The sequence below is a fragment of the Paenibacillus jamilae genome, assembly GCF_050482105.1.
Lineage (GTDB): Bacteria > Bacillota > Bacilli > Paenibacillales > Paenibacillaceae > Paenibacillus > Paenibacillus jamilae_B.
Genome location: NZ_JBCNHI010000020.1, coordinates 440,302 through 465,097, shown reverse-complemented (window position 1 = coordinate 465,097; position 24,796 = coordinate 440,302). Strand labels below are relative to the sequence as shown.

Genomic DNA, 24,796 nt, shown 5'->3' with positions numbered 1-24,796 from the left:
TCATTACATAAAAAAGCGACCGTTCATCTGATTGATGAATACGGTCGCTTTTTCTTTTTTTGAAAATCGCCTATCGACTCTCTTCTACAGGATGTATATGATCGGCCAGTCTGCTCAATCGCTCCAACTGATGACCATAATCGTACATCGTCGCAGCTACAATGGACAGCCGCAACATTCCCTCCTCACAATGGTCAAAACGTGTAATGGCATGCTTCATAAATTCACCATTGGCCTGCTCGAACAATTTACTTTCTTCCTCATTTGGTTTCAGTTTATTCTCGAATTTCAGCAGAGCGTGCTCGTGGAAACGAATCAGCAACTCCAGATGGTCGTCAAAAAACGCATCTGTTCCCTTTGGCCGTAAAGACTGGAAGTAGTGCTTTTCCACCGCATCCAATACCTCATATCCTTTGTGCAAACTTTCAAGCATTTGCTTGTATACGACCATTTGTCTCGTCTGACTGAACTTGGTGCGCTTGAGCTTTTTTTGCTCCTCCTCAAACAAATGATATTTGTCCGATAGCGATTTAATAGCTCCCTCTAAATTTCCTTTTTCCTCTCTAAACACAGATTCCTTAATCTCATCGGAAATGGCCGTTCGCAGCAGCAACGACATGCTGTTAAATACATTTTGAATCTGATTGATAAACTGCCTTTTCGGTTTGGGAGGAAAAACAGTAATATTGATGACAAAAGCAGACACAATTCCGATTAAAGTCAGTGCAAAGCGGGTTACCGCAAATTTCCAGTCTCCTGAAGCCTCCATAACAGAAACCACGGTCACAAGTGTCAATCCAACCGTATCAGCCATGTTTATTTTCAGACATATCATAAGTACCAGTACACATACTAGTCCGACCGCAATCGGCTCATTCGAAAATACCATTCCGCCCAGCAACGCCATGACTGCACCTAATGTGCTTGTTTGGAGTTGATCCAGAAAATAACGCCACGACCTATATATCGACGGTTGCATGGCAAAAATAGCGGCTATCGCTGCCCCCACAGGCGAATGGGTGTTCAAAAGCGTGCTCAGAAAAAGGGCGAGCGTCACTGCGATTCCCGTCTTTAACACCCGTGCTCCAAAAGCCAAAGCCATCCCTCCTGCTTACCCTTCAAATTTATTCATACCGAATTACTATAATGAAATTTCGAGACAAAGTCCATGTTTTATTATTACCCAAAACTATCGGAGATCAGGAATATTTATGAAATGTATAGTTCCTGCTAGGATACATATCAACAGAATTAACCTATATGCATCAACGTCACAAGAGAAACTGATCGTACCATCGATTAATAAAATGTGAGAAGAACGCCTGTCCGCAGGCTAACTTTTACAAAACCCAGCAAGCCCACAAACAAAATCATGACACAATAAAAGCCGGAGCCTCCAAGCGGACTCCCCTGGAACGTCATAGGATAAATGAGAATGGCGGAGGAGGAATGAAGGCATGCTTCGAGTTGCATTATTTACAGACACGTATACGCCTGATGTCAATGGCGCTGCTCTGACACTGGAACGATGGATTGGCTATTTGGAGACACACGGGGTATCTACGCTTGTCTTCGCACCGGAGGCAGACCATCATCTGTCCTCTGGACCGGGCGTGGAGCGATTTCGAAGTATTCCCTTTTTATTGTATCGGGAATGCAGACTTGCAATCCCTAATGCCAAACAAATCAACGAGCGCCTATCAGCCTTTTCCCCCCATCTAATTCATGTCGCTACACCGTTTAACCTAGGCCTCTACGGAACAAGCTACGCTGCCAAACACCATATTCCACTCGTCGCCTCCTATCACACCCACTTTGATAAGTACCTTGAATATTACAAGCTTCGCTGGCTTGAACCTGCGTTATGGAAATACATGCTTTGGTTTCACAGACATTGCGAAAGGATATATGTTCCCTCTCGGTCAACCATGGAATTGTTGCGCAATAAAGGAATGGGACAGCTCGAAATCTGGGGTAGAGGCATTGATACCGATCGCTTCCAGCCCACAGTGAATCGCGAAGCGATATGGGAAAAATGGGGCGTTCGTGCGGACGCATTTGTGATTTTGTATGTGGGCAGACTTGCACCGGAAAAGGGGATAGACACGTTACTGGATTCCTATCTCCAGTTACCCGACGACATCCGCGCAGCCTCCGTGCTGGTCATTGCAGGAGATGGTCCATTGTTTAAGTTCCAAACTGCTGCAGACATTGGAGTACCGGAGCACGCAGTCCACTGGCTTGGTTTTGTGAAGGGACCGGAATTAGCTGAACTCTACGCTGCAGCCGATGTATTTCTATTTCCCTCCACTACAGAAACCTTCGGCAACGTCGTTTTGGAGGCTATGGCCAGCGGCACACCCGTGATCGGCGCGAATGAAGGCGGGGTCAAAGACAATATAATCGATGGGAAAACGGGGCTACTGTGTCCTGCTGGGGACACCACTGCCTTTGCCAAAGCTGTACAACGGTTGTACGAGGATGTTTCACTTCGCGAATTTCTGTCCAGAACCGGTAGAGCATACAGCTTGGAGCAGACGTGGGACCGTATTTTTGAGCGACTGCTGGACAGCTATATGGATGCAGCGACCCTGCATCTCGACAGCCGCCCCATGACGCGAATATAATCTCAAATCAATAGATTACCAAAACTGTGGTTATAAATAGTGTCTATATAGGAACACCGCTACACCTTTAGCTGTTTGAGCAGCTTGTTATGTACCCCGCTTAGCAAAATCACCGCGGTCAGGGCACCGATGAACGCAAGGAGCATATCCCATTGAGTATCCCATATATCTCCCTGTGTCCCCAAAAAGGCTTCTGCCGCTGTACCGGTCGCCTTGGCTACGGCAAACTCAATCAGTTCGTATACAGCACTGATCGCGAGACACACACTAACCGTTAGAAAAGTGAGCCAGCTCCCGCTACCTAACGCTGTCTTACGCAGCAGCACTTCCCTAACAATGAGTGCAGGCACAAAGCCTTGCGCAAAATGCCCAAGTCGATCATAATAATTGCGCTCCAGTCCAAACGTATCCCGAATCCAGTTGAACAGCGGCATTTCGGCATAGGTATAGTGCCCGCCGACAATGAGGATCAATGCATGTAGCCAGATTAGGGTGTATACCAGGTTAGTGAAACGAAATCGACGATAAATAGCCGTCAACAGTACGGCTCCCAAAACCGCCGGAAGAACTTCCAGTATCCATGTGAAATAATCAGCCGGGCGAATAAAGGACCAAACGAGAGCAAGCACCAGCAGTACAAGTAATACAAGCGGATAGCGATCATTTTTAGACCATGCCGTTGCCTGATTCATACATCACTCCTCCTATGTCCAAATCTCTATCCTTCATTTATTACAATATGTTTGACACGCCCCACCTGTCCGTCTGCCAAACGCACTTTGATTCCATGCGGATGACGCGGGGAATTGGTTAAAATATCCTTCACCGTTCCTCGCGTCAGCTTACCCGTAGGCTGATCCTTTTTAAGCACAATATCCACCTGAAGACCAGCGCGGATATCGGATCGGTTCTGTCCGTTCATTGTAGCTATTCCTCCTTTGTATTTACATTTTATCTTATGATGATATTCAGCCACTCAGCCCCATCGTATTACCAGCGATGCCATTCGTCCTGGCGGCTGTTTCCCATCCAGACCACGCACATCGTGGATATATAGCTAACAAGCAAAATTACGAATACCATCCCGCTAAACTCCACAAAATGCGTGCGTTGCAAGGAATCCGCCCATATGGAAGATACTTGCGTGTACAACTGGGAAGGCGCAGAAATAATATCCCACGTGTTTCCCCGAAAGAAACGACCAATATAAATCCCCAGGCTACTTAGCAGGAGTACCGCCAGCATAAACAACCAGCTGACTAGCCCGCCCCGTGCACGCCGCACCAACTGTCGTACGGATTCGAGCGATACAAACCCCATGGTAAGACCAAGGACAGCTACTAGCAGCATCCCTAATGTATGATTCCAAAAGTACGGATTGCCCCAAAAACGCTGCTCTCCTAAAAATGGATATCTGGCAAATACATGCAGCAAATCTGTGATCAAATAAGGGGTATTGGGATAAAAGGAAAGCCATCCAGCCCCTATGACCCAGAGCAAAAATGTCCTTGCCCCCCGTCTCCACGAGCAATACATGACATCAAGCAGAAGTGTCAGCAACATAGGAATCCAGGCCAGCATCATATTCCACCATATAAAAAGATAAGGGCGGCCCCCTGAGGGCAGTCGCACGTTAATGATCCATAATGTACTGATTACAGAGCATACGGCCAGTGCTAAAAAAGCATAAAGTTTGACTGGATAATTCAACGATCTTAAACGAGCATACATCTGTTTCTTTCCCTCCTTGTAACCGTTCAGCCTTCCTGACGTTCCAATTTACACCTGTTCTGGACAGTGTACACCACAATGGCTTCAAGCTCAATGGAAGCGCTCCACTCTGCGTATCCTGAAAATAAAAAAAGCATCTATTCTTCCGGTGCGACTTCATATCTCCGGAAGACAGATGCTTACTGTATTTTAGGCTTCATTCACAGGTAAAGCGACATACGAATGCGGATCGTCTGATTCAACGGAGCTATCCAGTAGACTCAATCGTAGGCAGCATTTCCCGGGTAATGCTGTAATTCTGCTCCCCCTGTTCAAACGCTACTCACGGATTTCCTATACAAGCTCTTGACCAACCGTATGCTTTTTAATTTTCCAGCCAGTTGAAAAGGACTTTCATTGTCCATCATCTGCTTCAAGACAGGTAAGCTCTTACTGTCTTCTACCCTTGTATCCAATTGATCAATGATTGTACCGTCAATGCCCCTGGCGAAGCTGGCTCAAATGCAGAGGCGCCGTCACGCAAGGCCAGAAACTCCACTGTTTTGGGAACGCCGGGAGCCAGATCCAGATGGTTGTCACTGAAAATCCCTTCCTGCTCTGCGGTCAGCCATACATGTCTGGCAAGTACATCCGAACGAAGCATAAACCTACTGCCCCCACTTCCCTGTATCTTTGTCACTTCAATTTTAGCTTGCGGTAAATCCATCTCTTTCGTGCCTGCAAAATAAATTTCGCTGCCGGCCACCTGTTCACCGTTCTGTATCAGTCGTGCGACCAGCATATGCTCTGTGCGATCCAGACCATTCAGCCATTGGTCGGTAGGCAGTATATGTACGATGCCTGCGCCACCGGCTTGTTGCTCGACCCTAATATTCTCTTCACGAATAGCCTTGCTGCTACGTATATGCGAAAGTGTCAGTTGCAGCGTACCTGCTATAGGCTCTAGCGTATCGTTAACCAGATGCAGCGCCTTACTCCCCTGTTCTGTATCTACCGCACTCAACAGCACATCAGCAAAGCTGCGTTTAGCCGTATATTGAAGCGCCTTCCAACGACCAAAATAATCCATACTCGACCAGGAGGCAACAGGCCAGCAGTCATTCATCTGCCAGTATAATGTCCCCATGCAATAGGGCTTGTGACGCCGATGGGCCTCTATAGCCATTTTCATTGCCTCTGCCTGTAAAACTTGGCTCATGAGCAGAAAACATGTAAAATCCTTGGGCTGCCGCATGTACCGTCCCATGTATTCTTGAATCAGCCGATTGCCTGAACCGTTCTTTTGATGTGCCAGCATCACCGCAGATTCCAGTTCCAAATCCTTCTCTTCCGCATACGTGCGAACAGACTTATATTCAGGAAAGGACTGGAAACCATACTCACTCATAAAACGACCCACGTGTACGTGATAATTCTCAAACGGCTCAGACGCATGCCATACTCCCCAATAATGGATGTCTCCTGCTGTTGAGGACGGATGAGCATGCTGGTTTCGATCTCCGGTCAGGTCAATTAGCGGTGAGGAAGGCCAATATGCTGTCTGCGGGGCCCATGTATTTACGGCCTCTGGTAAAATCCGGTGAAATAGCGTTTCATAATCATTCCATAGGCGTTCTCGTTGCTCAGGCGTATAGGCCTTTTTCCAGCCCCAGCCCCCATTCTCTTCATAATGGGCCCATGCGGAATCAATCTCATTATTGCCGCACCATAACGCAATGCAAGGATGACGGCGCAAGCGTTTGATGTTATCTTCGGCCTCCTGGGCTACATTGTCCAAAAAAGCCTGATCCCCCGGATACATGCTGCATGCGAACATAAAATCTTGCCACACGAGCAAGCCATATTCATCACACAGGTCATAAAATACGTCTTGTTCATAAATACCGCCACCCCACACCCGCAACATATTCATATTGGAGGCGGCTGCACTGGCAATTTCATGCCGATATCGTTCCAACGTAACTTCGGCAGCAAAGCTGTCATTCGGAATATGGTTGGCTCCTTTAGCAAACACGGGGATTCCATTCAGCTCAAAATAGAAGCTTTCGCCTGTCGTATCCCGCTCACGTACAAGACGAATCGATCGCAGGCCCGTTTTCACTGATTTTTCCGCAATTATAGCTTCCTGTGTTTGCTCCTTCAATTCGGCTACAAATGTATACTGATGCGGCTCTCCCAGTCCACGACACCACCACAGCTTCGGCTCCTTAATCACCAGCCCCAGCTCCACTGTTTGCTTTCCGTTCCGCAGGCGAACCGGTTTGGACCATACCTTGCCGGCAACAGAAATACACAACTCGACATCTTTAATCTCATCTGTATTTTCAATCTCTACCACTGCCGTGAGTTCAGCCCTCTCGGTACTCACTTCGTCCTGTCGAATAAACAGGTCTCTCACAGTCAGACCAGACCAAGCTTCAAGCCGGACCTCTCTCCAGATCCCGCTCGTCACCAGCCTTGGTCCCCAATCCCAGCCATAGTGATAGGGAGCTTTACGAGCGAAAACGCTTACTTTTTTATCAGACAAGCCACCTATTTCGGACTGATCATTCGGTGCGGGGAATCCATAACCCAACCTTTCCAGCTTGGGCACATCTTCAGCAATCGGAGAACGAAAACGGATTTCAAGCCGATTTTCCCCTCGCTGAACAAATGCCTTCACATCCTGTCTCCATACCCGAAACATATTATCGGCCGACAAGACAGCTTGGCCATTCACGCTTACATCTGCGTATGTGTCCAGGCCTTCCAGCACCAGCTCTACACATTGACATTGAAGCTGATTTGCATCTATCTCAAAATAGGCTTCGTATATCCAATCCTGCTTATCAATCCACTGTACCTCCATCTCGTTCATACCGATAAAAGGATCAGGAATTTTGCCATGTCGCAAAAGATCAGTATGCACACACCCCGGCACTTTTGCACTGAGCCATTCATCACTTTGTGCTTCCCTAAACCTCCAGCCATCCAACTTTATCACATTCATCATCGTCGCAAGCCTCCCTTATAAGGATGATTGGGAACATCTGGATCACTCATCAACATAACAAAAATAACATTAAGCTAACAAGTTAGTCAATTGTTTTTTTGGAACAATCGCTAAAACACAAATTAAAAGTCGCCCTCTACCCTTAAACAGGCTAAAAGCGACTTTCCTCGTCCTCATGGTGTATGGCATTCATCCTACATGTCTGGACATTCCACCTTATTTAATTGTGCTAAAGTGACGATCACGGTCATCATTTTCTTGGCTGATCCGTGGCGCGTGAACTTCCCGTATGAGTAGATCAGCGTGCAGCAACTTTTTTTCCACAGGCGAGTTTGGGTTCATGATGCGCCATAATAACTGATCTACCGCTCGCATCCCCAACAATTCCTTATCCACTCTCACCGTAGCATAAATCGGCATTTGATCATTCGTATCGTCAAACCCGGTCACCCCGCACCGTCTCGGAACGTCAATTCCCTTCTCTTTTAGTACTTCCACGACTTGAGAAGCAGTCACATCATTAGCGCAAACAAAAACCTCCGGCAACTCATCCTCGGACAACTTGTCCAATTCCTCAGCAAGCGCCTGCGCTCCTCCATGAACCAGGGCTTTGTTCTGCCGTAATTCTACTCCGCTCATTTCCAATGTGGATCGAAAAGCTTCCCAACGCTCATAGAAACTGTGAGCGTCTTCAATATGGCCCACAAACTGAAAGTGGGCATAGCCCCTGCACAGCAAATCCTTCATTAATTCATTCATGCATGTGCGATTATCCGTAAACACCGCGTCACTTAAAAATGCAGAGTCCCAATGATCCACCATGACGACTGGAATACCCATTCGATAGATGTTCAGCAATAACGTAGTTGAAATCGTTCCGACAGTGATAATCCCTTTAATGGCCTCCGGGTTCAGTAAAGAAAACATATCGTCAGTTGAAGGCTCCGTTAACGTGATCATATCCAAACCCTTGCGGTTCAGACGCTCGGAAATCCCTTCAAATACAGGTCCCCAGTATCTAGACTCCCGGTTCTGGTGCCGAATATTCGGAAATAGCACTAGCACAGTACCCGACCATTCTCTGGCATCTGTGTCCCGAGGCTCTGCCCCTGTCATTTTGGGATGACTGCGAAAATAACCCATCTGGGCAGCAAGCTTAACCAGCATCGCCCTCGTCTCTTCACTTACACCGGGTTTGCCTGACAGTGCACGCGAAACAGCGAACTTTGAAACCCCCGCCGCATCCGCAATTTCCTGCAATGTTACTTTTCCACGCATCTCCTCACCCAACCCTATTCGAAATCTTTTTCTACCTTAGTCTTCTAAATATACAGGTATGCCTATAAACTGGTACCATCGTAGCATACTTTGTTTTAGATCATCAAACGATGGATTTGCACAAATCCACACTTTCATTTAAATATGTTTGCTTAATAAAAAACAAAACACATAACAAATAAGTATAAATGACTTGACGTAAGGTTTCTTATTTCCTACAATTTACTATTGAAAGCACTTACATTGTGTAAATCATACTTATTAAGGGGGATTTGCAGATGTTCACGAACAGGTCGGTACGACAAAGCTCCATTCTGCTTCTGGCTTTGCTGCTGCTCGTTACAACGGGCTGCGCGAATGGCACGGGCGGTACGTCAGAAAAGGAAGACCCCAATGACACCAGTCCCATTACGTTTACGTTCTTTGGCGGTGACTCAAGCTCTAACTGGAACAACATGAAGGACGCTGTCGGGCAGGAAATTACCAAGAAAACGGGTGTTACACTAAATGCCGAGCATGCTGTTAATGGTCGAGGCGCGGAAAAGTTTGCTTTAATGGCTGCTAGCGGAGAGTACCCTGATCTCGTGTACCCTAAAGAAGACATTGGAAAGCTGGTCGATGCCGGGGCACTCATTGACTTAACCGACCTGATTGATAAATACGGTCCTAATATTAAGAAAGTGTATGGTGATTATTTTAACCGTATTAAATATAGCAAGGAAGATCCTGCCATTTACACGATCCCGACCAATTTGGGCGTAGACCACATTGCGTTTGATGCACAAGCCGGCTTCGAAATCCAGCACCAGGCCCTTAAGAAGCTCGGATACCCCAAAATTCGCACCGTTCAAGATTTTGAAAAAGCACTTAAAGACTATGTTGCCAAATATCCTACTACCAATGGTCAGCCCACTATCCCCTTATCGCTCGACGCTGAGGATTGGAAAATGAAAATTACTGTGACAAACCCAGCAGTTACAGCTACAGGTGGGCCAGATGATGGCGAATATTACATTGATCCTAAAACACACAAAGCCATTCTTCATTACAAACGCCCGGAAGAACGGGAGTATTTCCGTTGGTTAAACCATATGTACAATGAAGGTCTGTTGGATAAAGATACTTTTGTGCAAAAAAGTGACCAGTACAAATCCAAAATCGCCGCAGGTCGTGTCATCGGACTAATTGATCAGGAATGGAACTACCAGGATGCCGAAAATGCGCTCAAAACAGCGGGTAAGGATGAATACACTTACGCTCACTTCCCGGTCACTTTAAATGAGCAATACGAGGATCACTCTCTCCAGCCCATTGGTTTTGATACTGCGTCAGGGATCGGCATTACAACTTCATGCAAAAACCCGGTGCGAGCTATCAAGTTTCTGGACTTTCTGGCCTCGGATGAAGGACAAATTTTACGCAATTGGGGAATTGAAGGCCAGCATTACAATGTAGAAAACGGCAAACGAGTCATTCCTGCTGCTGTGCAAGAACGTAAAAACAAAGATAATGCTTCTTTTAGCAGAGAGTCAGGTATCGGTTTGTATTGGATATGGGGACCACATTACGGCGATAGCGTGAAAGACCCTACTGGCAACTATTACACAACCAATTATCCAGAGATGATTACCGAAAATTATAGTCAAGCGGAAAAAGAGTCCCTTCAGGCATATAAAGCCCGGACATGGAAAGACTTGTTCCCGAACGAAAAGGATTTTCCGGTAAAAGAGTGGGGAGCCGCCTACAACATGCCTGTTCCAACCACTACGAACTACAATGTGATTTATCAGAAGTCACAGGACATTGTACGCAAACGGATTCCTGAGTCCGTACTCGCCAAACCTGATCAATTTGATGCCGTGTATGACCGCATGCTCCAAGAGCTGGAACAGACGGGTGTTGCAAAGGCTGAAGAAATCTTCACTGGCCTGATCCAAAATCGGTTGAAGCTGTGGTACGGGGAGAAGTAGAAATCGACTGCTACTAAAAATATATAAGGGCTGATAGCCACAAGCTGTTCAGCCCTTTTTCCATTAAGCATTCTGCTTTGTCGCTTTTTCTTTCCAACTATTATTTTTCCTGGATACCCGATGGACATAAAGCAATAAAAAAATTGGAATCAATGCGATCCCGCCACACAGCACCCAAGAGATTTGAATAGGGGTTTGATCTGAAGCAAGATTGGTAAAATGGCGGCTTACGATGCCTGTGACGATTAAACCTATGCACATACCTAGCTGGGAAATGGCTGAATCCAGAGATAGCAGAGTTGAACGGTACTCATTAGAGATTCTTTTGTTCAGAAAAATTTGTTTGGCAACCGGGTACATTCCTCGCCCAATTTCATAGATTAGAAAAGTAAGTAGTACAGGATAAAACGTGTTAAAAGCACCCGCTAAAATGAGCCATATCCCAATCATTCCGCAAGCATACACGAGTATATGCACATCACTATAACGTGCGCTTAGCTTTCGAACCAGATAGCTTCCCAAAGTCATACATAGTGAATAACCTGCCTTAATCAGCCCAATAATCCAAATCCCCTGTTCAGAAAGGCCGACCAGACGTGGCTGCTGAAAGGTATTCCCCGCCGAATTCGAAAAGCTGATGAATAAACCTATGATAAACACAATCCAGATTGACTTATTTTCAAAACCGATACGGACACTTTTCCCAATAATCGTTTTAATGCGAGTAGCAGATGTTTTTCGATGGGTAATATTCTTCTCTTTCATATAAAAGCAGCATAAAAAAATACACAGGATAATAGATACAATGCTGGCTACCCAGGGAAGTGAATAGCTAATAGTTGCGAGGAAGGCCCCCAACAGACCGCAAATAAATCCTGAAATGTACTGTATACTGTTAGAGGTTGTAAAAAGAACTTCCATCGTCTTATCACTGTTTTCCACAACCCAGGATTCCAAGGAGCCTGATTGCAAGCATATTGCCAGCCCCCCAAAGACTTGCGCGAACACAAGCAGCCATATGTGATCTGTCCAAACGAACACTACACTGTAGACTAGAAAACAACAAAGCCCCAAAACAACAGAAATTTTTCTTCCATACTTGTCTGCAATAGCTCCTGTAGGTATTTCAAACAGAAAAATACTTACAAAAAATACAACCAGTAAAAAGTTCGCGCTTTGCAGAGAAAGCCCTTTAGCTAATAGAAATAGGATGAGCGTAGTTCCCGTAATTTCACTCATAAAAAATTGAAGAAAGCTAACGGAGTAAAATAGTTTATGTGGCTGCACTCTCAGGATCCTTCGCTTGCTCTACAGCCTCATATTCACTTCGCAACATCCCCATTTGAATAATGTCATAGTATTGTCCTTCCCTGAATAGCTTTTCTCGTAGCCGGCCTTCCTCCTTAAAGCCACATGCCAGATAGCAACGATATGCACGTTCATTAAACGCATATACCTCCAGCTCCAGTCGATGCAGATTCAGCGAATGAAATGCAAATTTTTGTATCAATCGTAGCGCTTCCCGCCCATATCCCTTGCCCAGGTCATCGTCACGCCCGATCACAATCCCAAGGGTGGCGTGACGATTCACCCAGTTGATTTTGAATAAATCGAGTTGTCCAATATAGTCCAGTGTATCTTTATGTGCGATGACAAAACCCTTGATCTCAGTGCTGCCGTCAATCATCATCTGTACAAAAGATTCACTATTAGCCTGTGAATGCGGATAGATAAATACGTCGCTTAGACCATGTGTGATTGCTGGGTCATTAACCCATCTTCGGATATCAGGTATATCCTCTTGGCGGTACTCTCTTAATACAATTCGTGCTCCAATGATATGTGGCATCGTCAGCTTCCTCCCTATATGTATTTATTGGTTCTGGTAATACTCTAACACCCTGTTCTCCCTCTACCCTCCCATTAATCTCACAAACTCCAGAAAACGTGTACCTTTATAATGAACCTCACCGCGATCCCCGATTACAATCATTCCGCAGTCCGTATCCCTTACCTCCAGCTCCTTACGCTCCCCTCCGTCGAATTCAAAGGTGATAAAGTAATCGGTCGAAGCTGAAAAATCGCCTGAACCCCCACGCACTCTCGTTCGCTTATCCACAACCTTGCATGAACGCTGGATCTGTTCAGCTGCTTGATTAGAAAGGCCTGCTCCGATCGTTTTTACAATCCCCGTAATGATTACAAAAGCAATGAGTCCAAACACGATAAAAAAGATCACATTAAACGATTGAAAATCCATAAAACCACTTTCCATTGACTACATCCTTTCTACAGTAAAATGTAAATTTTCCATTCTATTGCCCATTGACAAATCGTACATCTTCATCCTCAAAAACACCAATACTTTTTTAACATACTTACAAAAAAAAAGTTCTTTCGCTCTTTTCCGCACCCTGCTTGGACTTACACCCGATCTGGGTCCTCTGAGCCTCTCTAGACCGATTGACAAAACTATATATAGATATAAAATAGAGAATGTACTCTAAATATAGTGTAAAAAACGTATTAATGACCGATATCTTGAAGATACAGGTATGAAAATACATGTAAATATAGAGTCAAAAATATTAAATGGCGCAGCCAGCAAGGGATGCCAGCTATGATGGGTATCAGGCAATGCCGTTTTCTTTTTTTCGTTAATTGTTAAGGAGGTTGCATACCATGCTGATTGCTTATGATTCCAAGACTGGAAATGTAAAAAGATTTATAAACAAGCTCAAGCTTCCAGCAGTTCAGATTGAGGAGCAAATGACTATAGAAGAACCTTACGTACTCATTACATATACAACTGGGTTTGGCCAGATACCTGAGAGGGTATCTTCCTTTTTGAAAAAAAATGCACAGAACCTTGTTGGTGTAGCTGCAAGCGGCAACCGTAACTGGGGAGAGAAATTTGCCAAAAGTGCGGATTTGATTGCCGACTATTATAATGTCCCCGTGATTAGCAAATTTGAATTATCTGGAACGTTCGGAGATGTAGAGCGTTTTAAACAGGAGGTGAGCCGAGTTGCGGCATATTGAATTGAACAACATGTTGATGAAACGCGATACAGACGGCTTTTTCCAATTGGAAAAGGACCAAGAGGCTGTAGCAGAATTTATGAAGGAAGTTCAGGAACGGAGTTTGAAGTTTGCTGACACAGCTGCTCAAGTGCTGTATATGATTGAGAATGATTATTACGAAAATTTCTATAACAGCTATTCGGCTGATGAGGTTAATGATATTTTCCATATTACTCATAGCTATAATTTTAAATTTCCTTCTTATATGGCAGCATCCAAGTTCTATACCGATTATGCAATGAAGAGCAATGACCGTAAAGTCTATCTGGAACACTACCCTGACCGGGTGGCTGCTGTTGCCCTGCATTTGGGACGCGGTAACGCTGATACGGCACGCTTATTATCCCGTTCGATGATGGAGCAACGTCTCCAGCCAGCAACACCAACCTTCCTGAACGCTGGCAAAAGCCGCCGGGGAGAATTGGTGTCCTGCTTCCTGCTTGAAATGGACGATTCCCTGAACTCAATCAACTATGTACTGAACACTTGCATGCAATTGTCCAAAATTGGCGGTGGTGTTGCGGTTAACCTGTCGAAGCTGCGGTCGCGCGGCGAAGCGATTAAAGGTGTAGAAGGTGCTGCAAAAGGCATTATGCCTGTGCTAAAACTGATGGAAGACGGTTTCTCCTACGCGGATCAAATGGGTCAACGTAAAGGCTCTGGCGCTGCCTATTACAACATTTTCGGATGGGACGTGCTGGAATTCCTGGATAGTAAAAAAATCAATGCCGATGAAAGAGTACGTCTCAAGACACTTTCGATCGGATTACTGGTTCCGAACCGCTTTTACAAGCTGGCACAAGATAATGAACCACTGCATGTATTTGCTCCTTATAGTGTATTTAAGGCTTATGGAACGCATTTGGACGACATGGACCTGGATGAAATGTACGACACGCTGCTCGCCGACGATCGAGTGAAGAAAAAAGTAGCGATGAGCGCACGTGATATGCTGACGAAAATTGCCATGATTCAGTTGGAGTCTGGTTATCCATATATTATGAATAAAAGTAACGCAAATCAGGCGCATGCCCTCAAAAACGTGGGCCAAATCAAAATGTCGAATCTGTGCACGGAAATCTTCCAGCTGCAGGAAACTTCTGAGATTGCCGATTACGGACAACAGGATATCATCCGCCGGGATGTAAGCTGTAATCTGGCTTCCCTGAACATTGTAAATGTGATGGAACATGGTAAAATCCGCGAGTCCGTTCATGAAGGTATGATTGCTCTCACCTCGGTCAGTGATATGACCCAAGTAGCTAATGCACCAGGTGTTGCGAAAGCAAACCGTGAAATGCACTCCGTCGGTCTCGGTGTCATGAATCTACACGGCTACCTTGCCAAAAACAAAATTGCATATGAAAGCAATGAAGCGAAGGACTTTGTCCGTACCTTCTTCATGACGATGAACTATCATTCCATCGAAAAGAGTATGGAGATCGCAAAAGCAGCTGGACAAAGCTTTTATGGATTTGAGGAATCAGATTATGCAACAGGTGTATATTTTGACCGATATCTGAACACAGATTATCGTCCAACTACGGCACGTGTGCAAGAGCTGTTCAAGGATATTTATATTCCGACTCAAGCGGATTGGGACAAACTAAAAGCAGACGTTAAGAAGAACGGTCTGTACCATGCCTATCGTATGGCGATTGCTCCTACTGCCAGCATTTCGTACATTCAAAATGCAACATCCAGCGTTATGCCAATTGTTGAGCAAATCGAAACTCGTACCTATGCGAATTCGACGACTTACTACCCAATGCCATATTTGCAAAAGGATAATGTATTCTTTTACAAATCCGCTTATCAAATGGACCAATTCAAAGTGCTTGATCTGATTGCTGAAATCCAGCCTCACGTGGACCAAGGAATTTCGACTGTACTTCATGTGAACAGTGACGTGACTACGCGTCAGCTAGCCCGTTGCTATCTGTATGCTGCACATAAAGGACTTAAATCGTTATACTACACACGTACTAAAAAACTGTCTGTGGAAGAGTGCCTCACTTGCTCCATCTAATGCATATATGGTAACAAGCTATAACAAAAAAATTAGATTTTAAATAGATATGAATGCTTGGCATTAGAAGCTGTATCCAGCGCGTGGTTCAGACCTTTACAGGATTGGACAAAGCTCTCACGGATACAGCTTCCGTATGTCAAGCATACGATGACTCTCCGGTAACATCTCACGTGTGTTTCCAGGGAATCTCGCAAGCTGAAGGGAGAATGCTAACAATGACAGGTATACAAGCCGTAAACTGGAACCGCTCGGACGATGATTTCACACTGATGTTCTGGAATCAGAATATTATGCAATTTTGGACGGATGATGAAATTCCGCTGTCTGACGATAAAATGTCCTGGGTAACCCTCAGTGATATCGAAAAAGAAGCCTACATGAAGGTGCTGGGCGGCCTGACACTGCTGGACACCATTCAAGGCGGCGTGGGAATGCCGCAAATTATGGAGCACGTGGACGGACTGCAACGCAAAGCCGTATTAAGCTTTATGGCGATGATGGAGCAAATTCATGCCAAATCGTACAGTAGCATCTTTACAACCCTGGCTTCTACGGAAGAAATTGACGGTGTATTCCGCTGGGTGGAAGAAAATCCGTATCTCCAAACGAAAGCAGAAACCATTCGTCAGTATTATATGAACATTCATACACCGAAAGACCTGTATCTCGCGATGGCTGCGTCAGTGTTGTTAGAAAGCTATTTGTTTTATAGTGGCTTCTTCTACCCTCTCTATCTGGCAGGTCAGGGCAAGCTGACATGCAGCGGAGAAATTATCGATCTAATCCTGCGGGACGAAAGTATTCACGGTGTCTACGTAGGTGTACTGGCACAGGAGATTTATGCAGAATTGGACGAGGAAGAACAACGTGATCTCTACCAGACGCTGGTAGGCTTGCTGCGCTACTTGCACAATAACGAGGAACAGTATACCGAGCAAATTTATGCCCCTATTGGACTTGTGGACGATGTTAAAGTGTTCTTGCGCTACAACGCCAACAAGGCCATGATGAACCTGGGCTTTGACCCACTTTTTGAAGAAGAAGAAGTCAATCCCATTGTATTCAACGGCATCAGCACCCACACCAAGCAGCACGATTTCTTTTCCAAAAAAGGAAACGGCTATGTGCGGGCGATGAATGTAGAGCCGCTGACAGATGATGATTTTAACTTTGGCGTATAGTACAAATACGGAAATTCATTTAGCAAGGCGATATGATAAAGAGCCATCCCCATGCGGATGGCTCTTTTAATGATGCTGGAAGCAAGATTACTCCAAAAGGCAGCGATCACACCTTATTTTAAACCTTGCCAACGATAAATGATTTCCCCTATATCGGTTCCTACTGTTAGCAAAATCGAAAGGTGATTCTTGTCTTCAATTACCTTACAAACAGATTGCAATCTAATCCCCGTTTGTGATAAATTATGATATCCTGCAACTTGTTCTACGTTATATAGCTCATCCTGCTCACCAACAAATAAACCGTATTTCTTGCGGATGGACTGAAATTGCTTTTGTGGAGCATAGGGAGTCATCGACAAGGACATTTGTACACTAATAGAGGTAATGATTAATGGATCTTCTTTTAGCGCTGCTTGCGGATAATTGAAAAATACGGCAGGTGAATTGCCAAACCATCTCCCTCCTGTCATTGAAGATACAATAAACTTCCATAGTTTGATTGTGGCGAACCGGCGTGGGATATCATTTTTCGCTGTGTTAGACTTATATCCAAATTCAGGAGCGATAAAAAAATAGCCATCCAACTCACACTCAGCCCAGCTCAAATAATTCAAAATCAGCCCCGCTCCAGAAGAATGACCACATAGATACATCGGTGTATCCTCTCTCTGCTTCATCCTATTTACAAAACACTGTACATCCTGCCAAACATGCTCTACCGAAGGAGTATCACCTTTATTTCCTCCCGATTGTCCATGTCCTCGTAAATCAAGTAGATATACACTAATGTTAAATTTTTCTCGTAAAGCATGAGCAACATGCTGATATCCAGCCTTGCTATGCGCACCTCCGCCATGAATTAATAAGACATTAGCTACGGGTTTCTGTCTAGTTGCAAAGTGATAGTAGGCTAATGGAGTTAGATCATGAGATGTAAAAAATTGCACTTGCGGAACATCAATTGGAGGAGCATTTTGAATTTCGGATAATGACAATACTTCCTGTTCTGTAATCAGCTTGCTCATAGTTGCACCCGCTCTTTCATAATCATTCTTTTAACAAACATGATATGTTCACAATCGTATGTATACGTATTTTTCAAACGTAGGCTTGCACGCAAAAAAACGGCCAGATCGCCAAAGTAGCGAAATCAGGCCGTTTTCCATTTGCTAAGATCAAGCCTCTGTGAAAATTTGAAAGGTGACACCAAACTTGTCTGTTACATTCCCATAAGCTGGACTAAAGTGGGTTTCTTGCAAAGGCATTCCCACCTGTCCTCCTTGCTGTAGAGCATCAAACATTTTTTGGGATTGCTCCACACTGTCGGTTGTAATACAGATGCTCACCTGGTTTCCGCTGCCAAACGGCGATCCTGGAAAGGTGTCCGAAAACATAAGCTCTGTCTCACCAACCTTAAGGGTAGCATGTCCAACACGTTCCTTGACCTCAGCAGGAATAGGAAAATCGGGATTTTCCGGCATTTCTCCGAAGGTCTGAACAAAAAGCAGCTGGGCATCTAATGCCTTTTCATAAAATTCGATGGCTTCTTTGGCATTACCATCCATTGTGATGTAAGGAATCAAACGTTTGGACATCTTCCACACAGCTCCTTTAATTCGAGGTAATTAGCCCAGCCATTTCTCCTGTATTATATACAAAACTTGTCATGAAAAACAAATCTGTATTCTTAGCTTTCATGCACCTGAATGCCAAGCTGTTTTAGCTCCTTTATCGCTTCCCTAACGTTACGCTGTGGATGAAGCGCAGAGATCATCTGTGCAGTGATCGGAATGCCGTTGAAAATCTGGCCTACCACCCCTTGAGAAATCGGCAACTCATAGTAACTTTCAGCCCAATCCTGATATTCCTCCGGTGTAACTATAATTTTCTCCAGCAAAAAGGATGAGCCATCGTCATATTCCTCAGGAATGTTCACGTTGCCCATACGCCACTCCTTATCTCCCGCTTCCCTCCACATACAAAAGGTAACGTCCTCCTTCTCCAGCGCTTCATCTTCTAAAAGCTCCATCATATCATCAGGTACACCGTCGTACATGCCCGGCCAGACCTCATATTCGTCTCTTGCATGAGGACTTACAGGCGATTCGTGATCAAAACCTTTTAATAGCACACCTCCACGCGTCCATAGCATATGAATCGTATCTCCAGCGCCGTTGTTCACCTCACCCAGGCACACATCATCAGACCATTCAGACTGCATACGATACGTGCGCAACCAATCTTCTGGAGACAATATAATATCCAGTGCTGACAGCAGCATCATTCTGTCTTTTAAACCATTCGGCGTTACCTGTGCATCAAGCATCCTATTCTTCATCATTCCTCCACCTTGTCCATGCGTACTAAAATTTCATTTATCTCTGCTTTGTCTTTCAAGCTTCGCTTGCTCAACGATCTGCTGAATGAAAGGTCCTTTGGCTTCGGTATACGCTGCACGGTCATATTTGAATTGGTGCGCCAAATCCTTTTTTAAGCTCTCATACGCCCGCAGGCTTTCAGGATGTGCCTTCAAGTAATCTCTGAACAGTAAATGGTTCTCCCAATGTTCTCCTTTATATTTGTAAATATGCAAATGATGGGTCCCAGCTCCCCATTCTCCACGGCGAAAGAAAGCTCGCTCTGGAAAATCAGGCTTATGTACATATTCATATTGAATCCCTAATAGGCGCTCTCGCTGCTCGGATTGAATTATTGCCAAATCTTCTACTCCCACCATAATATCGATAATAGCCTTGGCTCCCAGCCCAGGAACGGATGTACTGCCGATATGCTCTACACCAACACACACCTCTCCAAGAGCTTCAATCATTTTTGCTCGCTCTCGTGCATACTCTGCTACCCACTGCGGACTATATTCGGATATCACTACCTGCGCGGACATGAACGCACCTCCATTCGTTTACCAAAAAAATGCCTTCCCAGTGCGCTTGGCACAACTCAGAAGGCATTTTCTTGTTTAAATTAAAAATCATTTAGTTGCTTCATCCCTGTTATTCGGCTTCTCAATTACGATCAGACAGGTACTGTCTGGCAAAGGAACCAACTGACCCTGCTCATCCATAAACTCCACACGACTGGACAGCGCTTCGGCATAGCCCTCCTGCAAATAGTGGCGGCTCACCCGGATAATCGCTTGTGATCCAAGTGTGTTACGAATACACTCTTCATACTGTGACGGAGTAAAATAACCAAACTGCTCCTGTACCTCATGCACATAGGCTTCCGCCCCCCATGTATAGGTATACAGGAATTCCATTGCATCATTTACCGGCAGAACAGCCTCATGCTCACCCAGGCGCTCTATTTCAATAGGGCGACCCGCAAAATCCTGCGCATACCGCAGCAGCCATTCCATTCCGTCCGGCTCCAAAAATCGAATGCGTCTGCGCTGTTCTACGGGTTCGGTCATAATACCGTCACGAATGATAATGCGCCCGCCGGGTGCAAGTACACGATAGGCACTTTGCAAAGCAGCCTCCACTGTTTGTGAATTGAACCTTCTTCCATCTCGTTCGATGTAGGAATACAGCTCGTGAAGAATCGAAGAGAAAATCACCGTATCCATGCTCTCCGTTTCCACATACTCTTCCAGTTGAAGCGCATCACCTTTGATGACATCCCAACGACGGTGCTCCAATTGCTTTTTACGTTTAAGAGCCTCAATCACATTCACAGAAATATCAAGACCCAACGGTTTGGAGTCCGGTCTTTCCTGCTCGATCAGGTCCAGCAGTACGCCCCCGCCAGGTCCGATATCCAGTATACGAGTTCCAGTCACATAGTCCAGAATGACCCTTTTGAAATCTGCGGTCTGGTTCATATCCGTAAGGTACGTTTCCTCATTGTGAAAGCGATCATAAGCATCGCGCCGTAGCCCGAACAGATCAAACAACAGCAGGACTGCTTTGTCATACAGAGGCGTCTTTTCTGCTTCAATACAAAAGTCGATCAATTTTTCAGCAGCTGATGAAAATACAAAATTAAAAAATACAGTACTTGGCAGCTCGTCTTTATGCTCTACAATTACATTCAAATGAGGATTATGCTTCCGTTTTCCTTTTGAAATGTCCTGCCAGGATAGTGAGCTTAAATATTTTTCTATCATTCTCTTTTTGTATACGTTAATTTTCTTAACACCACGATAGTCATAATACATCGTATTCATAAGCGATTCAAAACTAATATGCCGTACCGTTGCAGGCTGTTCCTGCCCTGTGCCATCCCTCAAGGTGAGTAAAAATACCTTGACCAATTCTTGAAGTGAAAAATCCTGCAAAGCTGATTCTACATACCAAAGTGTCCGATTCTCCAGCGGAGCCAGTGCCTTTTCTACATTCAGCTCTTGCTCCAGCTCGGCGTAAGCCTGCTCAAACGGCTCCCCTTCATGAATCGAAACCGACCGCAATCTCTCCAGTCGCTCCTTTACACTCCAGACTACAGGTGCGTTATCCCAGGCTATCCAGCCGATCAGCTGCTCCACTTCACCACGTACTTGCTCCCATAATGCAGGGTCTACACCGGCGATAATACATTCGTTCAGTGCTCGTAACACAAGCTCCAATTCCTCTGGGGTCATCCAGCCCTTACGAGTGATTTCGAGCAACAGTCGATTTTCCGCAAAAGGTATTTCTCCCCGTATATACTGTCCGATCAATCCATGCGTCTCAATCAGAATCCGGGTCATGCTGTTACGTGGGTACACAGGGGACTCGGCTTGAGCCTGTCTGACATACAGCTGGGAGGAGCCAATATTATGTACAAACAAATTAATGCCCTCATGCTGCCAGCGTAACCGTTCGCGGACCGTGCCTCCTTTGGCGGTCTCAGACCATACCAATACATCCTCCAGTAGCTCTTTAACCCAGAATGACAATGGAAGTCCGTCCAAAATTAGCAACGTGCGCTCCACGTAGTCCAGCACAGGATTAGCATCCTTTAGCTCACCTATGGATCGAATGCGCTCCAAATTTACAATACGCTCCTCAGCCGAAACAAGCAGCTTTAGCCAAGTCGGTGTATCCCAGGCCAGATCACTTTCTTTCCTGTAATTAGCAATGGCTTTTAACGATTGTAACATTTTTCTCACCTCGTGTGATTCGGATTCGGTATGCACAGGAGACTTTAGAAAATATCTTGTATACCCTACACTTTACCATACATTTGTAGCTTCCATCCCGTGGAAAATATTAAACATTTGTATCCATTATTCGTTTGACATGTTTTGTGTTATGCATCCCAATGATTTAAAGTACCCATAACTTCGCTCCGTCCCCCATAAGCAAAAAGATATCTTCAGCCCTAAGGCCAAAGATATCTCATTTCCATTGTTATACGCAGCAAATTCATTTCCCTGCGTTGTTTATAAAATTATAGTGTCGCTGTGTGACACGTCAATCATCTAGCACAAGCTCTGATTGGGTTATCCAACAGAAACGCCGTCTGGCACCGGAATACCAAAGTTAGGTGTTCCATCCTCATTCCAATTCAAACGCTGAACACGTGCATGACGATTCGGATCATACAGCGGGTCACCTGTAATTTCCTTGTAATTGCGGGCGTGATATACGATAACATCACTACCGTCCTCAGCAACTGTGAAGCTATTGTGGCCAGGTCCGAATTGACCTGTCTCCTCATTCGTGCAGAATATTGGCGCAGGAGACTTAGCCCACGATTTTGGGTCAAGTAAGTTGGCATTCTCGTCTGCTGTTAACAGGCCCATGCAATAATTGTGATCTGTGGCACTTGCTGAATAGCTGATAAAAATCCGGCCGTTCCGTTTAAGAACCGCTGCTCCTTCATTCACCTTAAAACCAATGACTTCCCAGTCATATTCTGGTGTAGAGATCATGACCTGTTCACCACGCAGCGTCCACGGATTACTCATCTCTGAAATATACAAATTGGAATTACCTACGATGTCCGGGTCTTTCTGAGCCCATACATAATATAGAACTCCGTTATGCTGGAAGGTTGTTGCATCGAGAGCAAACGTCTCCCAACGGGTTTTGATCTGTCCCTTTTCCACCCATTCGCCTTCCAGCGGATTAGCTGAAGCATTTTCCAGCACAAACATCCGATGATCGAACAAACCTTCCTTCGTTTCCGTGGTGCGAGCTGCTGCAAAATAAATGTACCATTTGTCGTTGATATAATGAATCTCTGGTGCCCAAATGTTCGCGCTTAACGGGCCTGTTTCATATTTATGCCACACTGCGACTGGCTCTGCTGTATTCAAGCCTTGAATAGTACGTGCCCGCCGAACCTCAATGCGGTCATACTCAGGTACGGATCCGGTAAAATAATAGTACCCATCACTATGCTTGTAAATCCAAGGATCTGCACGTTGCTCAATGACTGGATTATTAAAAGATACAGGTTGATTCATGGTTTTTCTCTCCTCTATGTGTAATATGTAGTTCATATGATTAATCGCTGATACGTTTTCCCCAAATGGAAATTCCCTTTTCATTCATACCCGTAAAAATTAAAGTAGGACGACCGAGCTCCCAGTCCCATGAAGGAAGCAAAAGCAATTCTTCCTTTACCCCTTCGGATGCATTGCTCCAGTCCATTGTTAGAGTACGTCTGCCATCAAAGCTCCAGTTCCCTTCCAGAGAACCGCTGGTTGCTCGTCCTCCATCTTCCAGACGGAGCGGTTCAGCTTCCACCTGACCGTCTACTTCCTGTCTTATCACGATGCGCTCCCAGTTGCCGGATAATAGTCTTTTGGGTAAATCCTGCTCCTTTTCACCCGCATACCGCTCCGGCGACACGACAGGCCAGCCATCGGCCGTCCACAATATTTTGCGTACATGCAAGTAGGGCCAACTCTTATCTGTTTCTCCCCGCGCATGATGTACAATATAGTAATCGTCTCCGTCCTTCAGCACGGAATTATGACCTGGCGCAACCCAGCCTTCTCCTTCGCTGAAACGATAACCACCCAGTATCTTGTTCCCAATCTCATATTGAGGCAAATAGCTGGTATCCGCCATGTCATGTCCATTTATATCCACATAAGGGCCTGTGATAGAATCCGAGCGGGCAACACGAACATTGTAGTCCTCGAACAAAGAATCATACGAGACAAACAAGTAGTATTTACGGAACACAGGATTGTACACAATGTACGGTCCTTCCACAGCTCCGTCCTCGGTCGCCCGATCTCTGGCAGCGATATTTTTACCATAGCCTGGCTCTTTGAGCTTTCCAGTCTGGGGATCGAGCGGTGTAATATGAATCCCGCCAAAAAATGATCCGTATACCATCCATAGATTTCCTTCAGCATCCAATACCGGATTAGCATCAATTGCATTCAGCTTGTCATGCTCATCCGTTTTAATAACCAGCCCCTCATCCTTCCAAGGACCTTCCGGGGAGTGGGATGTCTGCAATCCAATGGCTGATCGTGTGCTGCCAAATGTGGAAGCAGAATAATACATTCGATAGGTATCGCCCATCTTTATAAGATCCGGGGCCCACAGATTGGTTGCTGATGACCATGCTCCCGCTTCCTTCGGGATGCCAGGCAGAGCATACTGAACCCAGCTCCAGTGAATCAGGTCGGTCGATTTGCGCACCATGACACCCGGTCTCAGTTCTCCACCTGTCTTTACATCCGTCGAATAGACATAATATCCTTGATCTGTTTTGATAATCGCTGGGTCATGGGCATTGTTAATAGTCCAGCGCTGTTCATCGTCTATCGTACTTTGATCATATAAGCGATCAGGAGGCGGAGCCTGTGGATATACAGGGTCGGGAGTGTTATCCCCACAGCCAGATAGACCCAGCATTAGCAGCATAACCATAACTGTTATTCTCCTCCTTCCTTTACTCAATACATAGGGTGACTGCGTTACATCATTCATCCG

21 protein-coding genes are annotated in these 24,796 nt (G+C 45.3%); 5 read left to right on the top strand and 16 right to left on the bottom strand.

The features are described 5' to 3' along the window. Positions 1-70 precede the first annotated feature (70 nt). Positions 71-1,102 carry an FUSC family protein gene (locus ABEW32_RS21080; RefSeq protein ID WP_430191460.1) on the bottom strand — a complete coding sequence of 344 codons (1,032 nt, stop codon included), beginning with the start codon at positions 1,100-1,102 and terminating at the stop codon, positions 71-73. A 355-nt stretch (positions 1,103-1,457) separates the two neighbouring features. Here ABEW32_RS21080 and ABEW32_RS21075 point away from each other — a divergent pair, with 355 nt between their 5' ends. Next, entirely contained in the window at positions 1,458-2,627 is a 1,170-nt protein-coding gene (locus tag ABEW32_RS21075) for a glycosyltransferase family 4 protein (RefSeq protein WP_430191458.1), read from the top strand. 59 nt (positions 2,628-2,686) lie between these two features. Here the strand turns inward: ABEW32_RS21075 and ABEW32_RS21070 are convergent, their stop codons facing one another. The 5 genes from ABEW32_RS21070 to ABEW32_RS21050 form a co-directional block, all read right to left on the bottom strand. Continuing rightward, positions 2,687-3,319: a DUF2238 domain-containing protein gene (locus tag ABEW32_RS21070; RefSeq protein WP_430191456.1), complete on the bottom strand. Its 633-nt coding sequence runs from the start codon at positions 3,317-3,319 to the stop codon at positions 2,687-2,689. 26 nt (positions 3,320-3,345) lie between these two features. Continuing rightward, positions 3,346-3,549, bottom strand: coding sequence for a YwbE family protein (locus tag ABEW32_RS21065; RefSeq protein ID WP_430191454.1), 204 nt, complete (start codon positions 3,547-3,549; stop codon positions 3,346-3,348). Positions 3,550-3,617: 68 nt separating this feature from the next. Next, entirely contained in the window at positions 3,618-4,358 is a 741-nt protein-coding gene (locus ABEW32_RS21060) for a DUF1361 domain-containing protein (RefSeq protein ID WP_430191452.1), read from the bottom strand. Positions 4,359-4,797: 439 nt separating this feature from the next. Then, on the bottom strand, positions 4,798-7,350 hold the full coding sequence (locus ABEW32_RS21055; protein WP_430191450.1) for a beta-mannosidase: 2,553 nt from the start codon (positions 7,348-7,350) through the stop codon (positions 4,798-4,800). A gap of 216 nt (positions 7,351-7,566) precedes the next feature. Next, the gene (locus tag ABEW32_RS21050) at positions 7,567-8,628 is read right to left on the bottom strand and encodes a LacI family DNA-binding transcriptional regulator (protein ID WP_430191448.1); all 1,062 of its coding nucleotides are present in this window, start codon (positions 8,626-8,628) and stop codon (positions 7,567-7,569) included. A 278-nt stretch (positions 8,629-8,906) separates the two neighbouring features. On the opposite strand from ABEW32_RS21050, the gene ABEW32_RS21045 reads away from it, so the two are divergent. Further along, the gene (locus ABEW32_RS21045; RefSeq protein WP_430191446.1) at positions 8,907-10,598 is read left to right on the top strand and encodes an ABC transporter substrate-binding protein; all 1,692 of its coding nucleotides are present in this window, start codon (positions 8,907-8,909) and stop codon (positions 10,596-10,598) included. A gap of 63 nt (positions 10,599-10,661) precedes the next feature. Here the strand turns inward: ABEW32_RS21045 and ABEW32_RS21040 are convergent, their stop codons facing one another. The 3 genes from ABEW32_RS21040 to ABEW32_RS21030 form a co-directional block, all read right to left on the bottom strand. Further along, positions 10,662-11,885 carry an MFS transporter gene (locus ABEW32_RS21040; protein WP_430191444.1) on the bottom strand — a complete coding sequence of 408 codons (1,224 nt, stop codon included), beginning with the start codon at positions 11,883-11,885 and terminating at the stop codon, positions 10,662-10,664. Continuing rightward, positions 11,872-12,447, bottom strand: a complete 576-nt coding sequence (locus ABEW32_RS21035; RefSeq protein WP_430191442.1) for a GNAT family N-acetyltransferase — start codon at positions 12,445-12,447, stop codon at positions 11,872-11,874. Before ABEW32_RS21035 ends, ABEW32_RS21040 begins: the two co-directional genes overlap by 14 nt. A 63-nt stretch (positions 12,448-12,510) precedes the next feature. After that, on the bottom strand, positions 12,511-12,873 hold the full coding sequence (locus ABEW32_RS21030) for a DUF2500 domain-containing protein (RefSeq protein ID WP_430191440.1): 363 nt from the start codon (positions 12,871-12,873) through the stop codon (positions 12,511-12,513). Positions 12,874-13,280: 407 nt separating this feature from the next. Here ABEW32_RS21030 and nrdI point away from each other — a divergent pair, with 407 nt between their 5' ends. The 3 genes from nrdI (at position 13,281) to nrdF (ending at position 16,895) form a co-directional block, all read left to right on the top strand. Then, the gene (gene nrdI, locus ABEW32_RS21025; RefSeq protein ID WP_430191438.1) at positions 13,281-13,640 is read left to right on the top strand and encodes a class Ib ribonucleoside-diphosphate reductase assembly flavoprotein NrdI; all 360 of its coding nucleotides are present in this window, start codon (positions 13,281-13,283) and stop codon (positions 13,638-13,640) included. Then, positions 13,627-15,711 carry a class 1b ribonucleoside-diphosphate reductase subunit alpha gene (nrdE, locus tag ABEW32_RS21020; protein ID WP_430191436.1) on the top strand — a complete coding sequence of 695 codons (2,085 nt, stop codon included), beginning with the start codon at positions 13,627-13,629 and terminating at the stop codon, positions 15,709-15,711. The genes nrdI and nrdE overlap by 14 nt, the downstream gene beginning before the upstream one ends. Before the next feature lie 218 nt (positions 15,712-15,929). Beyond that, positions 15,930-16,895, top strand: a complete 966-nt coding sequence (nrdF, locus tag ABEW32_RS21015) for a class 1b ribonucleoside-diphosphate reductase subunit beta (protein ID WP_063209253.1) — start codon at positions 15,930-15,932, stop codon at positions 16,893-16,895. A gap of 113 nt (positions 16,896-17,008) precedes the next feature. Here nrdF and ABEW32_RS21010 read toward each other — a convergent pair whose 3' ends face one another. From ABEW32_RS21010 to ABEW32_RS20980, 7 genes are all read right to left on the bottom strand, one after another. Next, positions 17,009-17,923, bottom strand: a complete 915-nt coding sequence (locus tag ABEW32_RS21010; RefSeq protein ID WP_430191434.1) for an alpha/beta hydrolase — start codon at positions 17,921-17,923, stop codon at positions 17,009-17,011. A gap of 150 nt (positions 17,924-18,073) precedes the next feature. After that, on the bottom strand, positions 18,074-18,493 hold the full coding sequence (locus ABEW32_RS21005; RefSeq protein WP_430191433.1) for a VOC family protein: 420 nt from the start codon (positions 18,491-18,493) through the stop codon (positions 18,074-18,076). Between the two features lie 92 nt (positions 18,494-18,585). Further along, entirely contained in the window at positions 18,586-19,236 is a 651-nt protein-coding gene (locus tag ABEW32_RS21000; protein WP_430191431.1) for a hypothetical protein, read from the bottom strand. 33 nt (positions 19,237-19,269) lie between these two features. Further along, positions 19,270-19,800 carry a GrpB family protein gene (locus ABEW32_RS20995; RefSeq protein WP_430191429.1) on the bottom strand — a complete coding sequence of 177 codons (531 nt, stop codon included), beginning with the start codon at positions 19,798-19,800 and terminating at the stop codon, positions 19,270-19,272. Positions 19,801-19,887: 87 nt separating this feature from the next. Beyond that, positions 19,888-21,996 carry a class I SAM-dependent methyltransferase gene (locus ABEW32_RS20990; protein ID WP_430191427.1) on the bottom strand — a complete coding sequence of 703 codons (2,109 nt, stop codon included), beginning with the start codon at positions 21,994-21,996 and terminating at the stop codon, positions 19,888-19,890. A 342-nt stretch (positions 21,997-22,338) separates the two neighbouring features. Beyond that, positions 22,339-23,307 (bottom strand): glycoside hydrolase family 43 protein, encoded by a 969-nt coding sequence (locus ABEW32_RS20985; protein WP_430191425.1) that lies wholly within the window; start codon positions 23,305-23,307, stop codon positions 22,339-22,341. A gap of 40 nt (positions 23,308-23,347) precedes the next feature. Then, positions 23,348-24,733, bottom strand: coding sequence for an arabinan endo-1,5-alpha-L-arabinosidase (locus ABEW32_RS20980; RefSeq protein ID WP_430191423.1), 1,386 nt, complete (start codon positions 24,731-24,733; stop codon positions 23,348-23,350). Positions 24,734-24,796 lie beyond the last annotated feature (63 nt).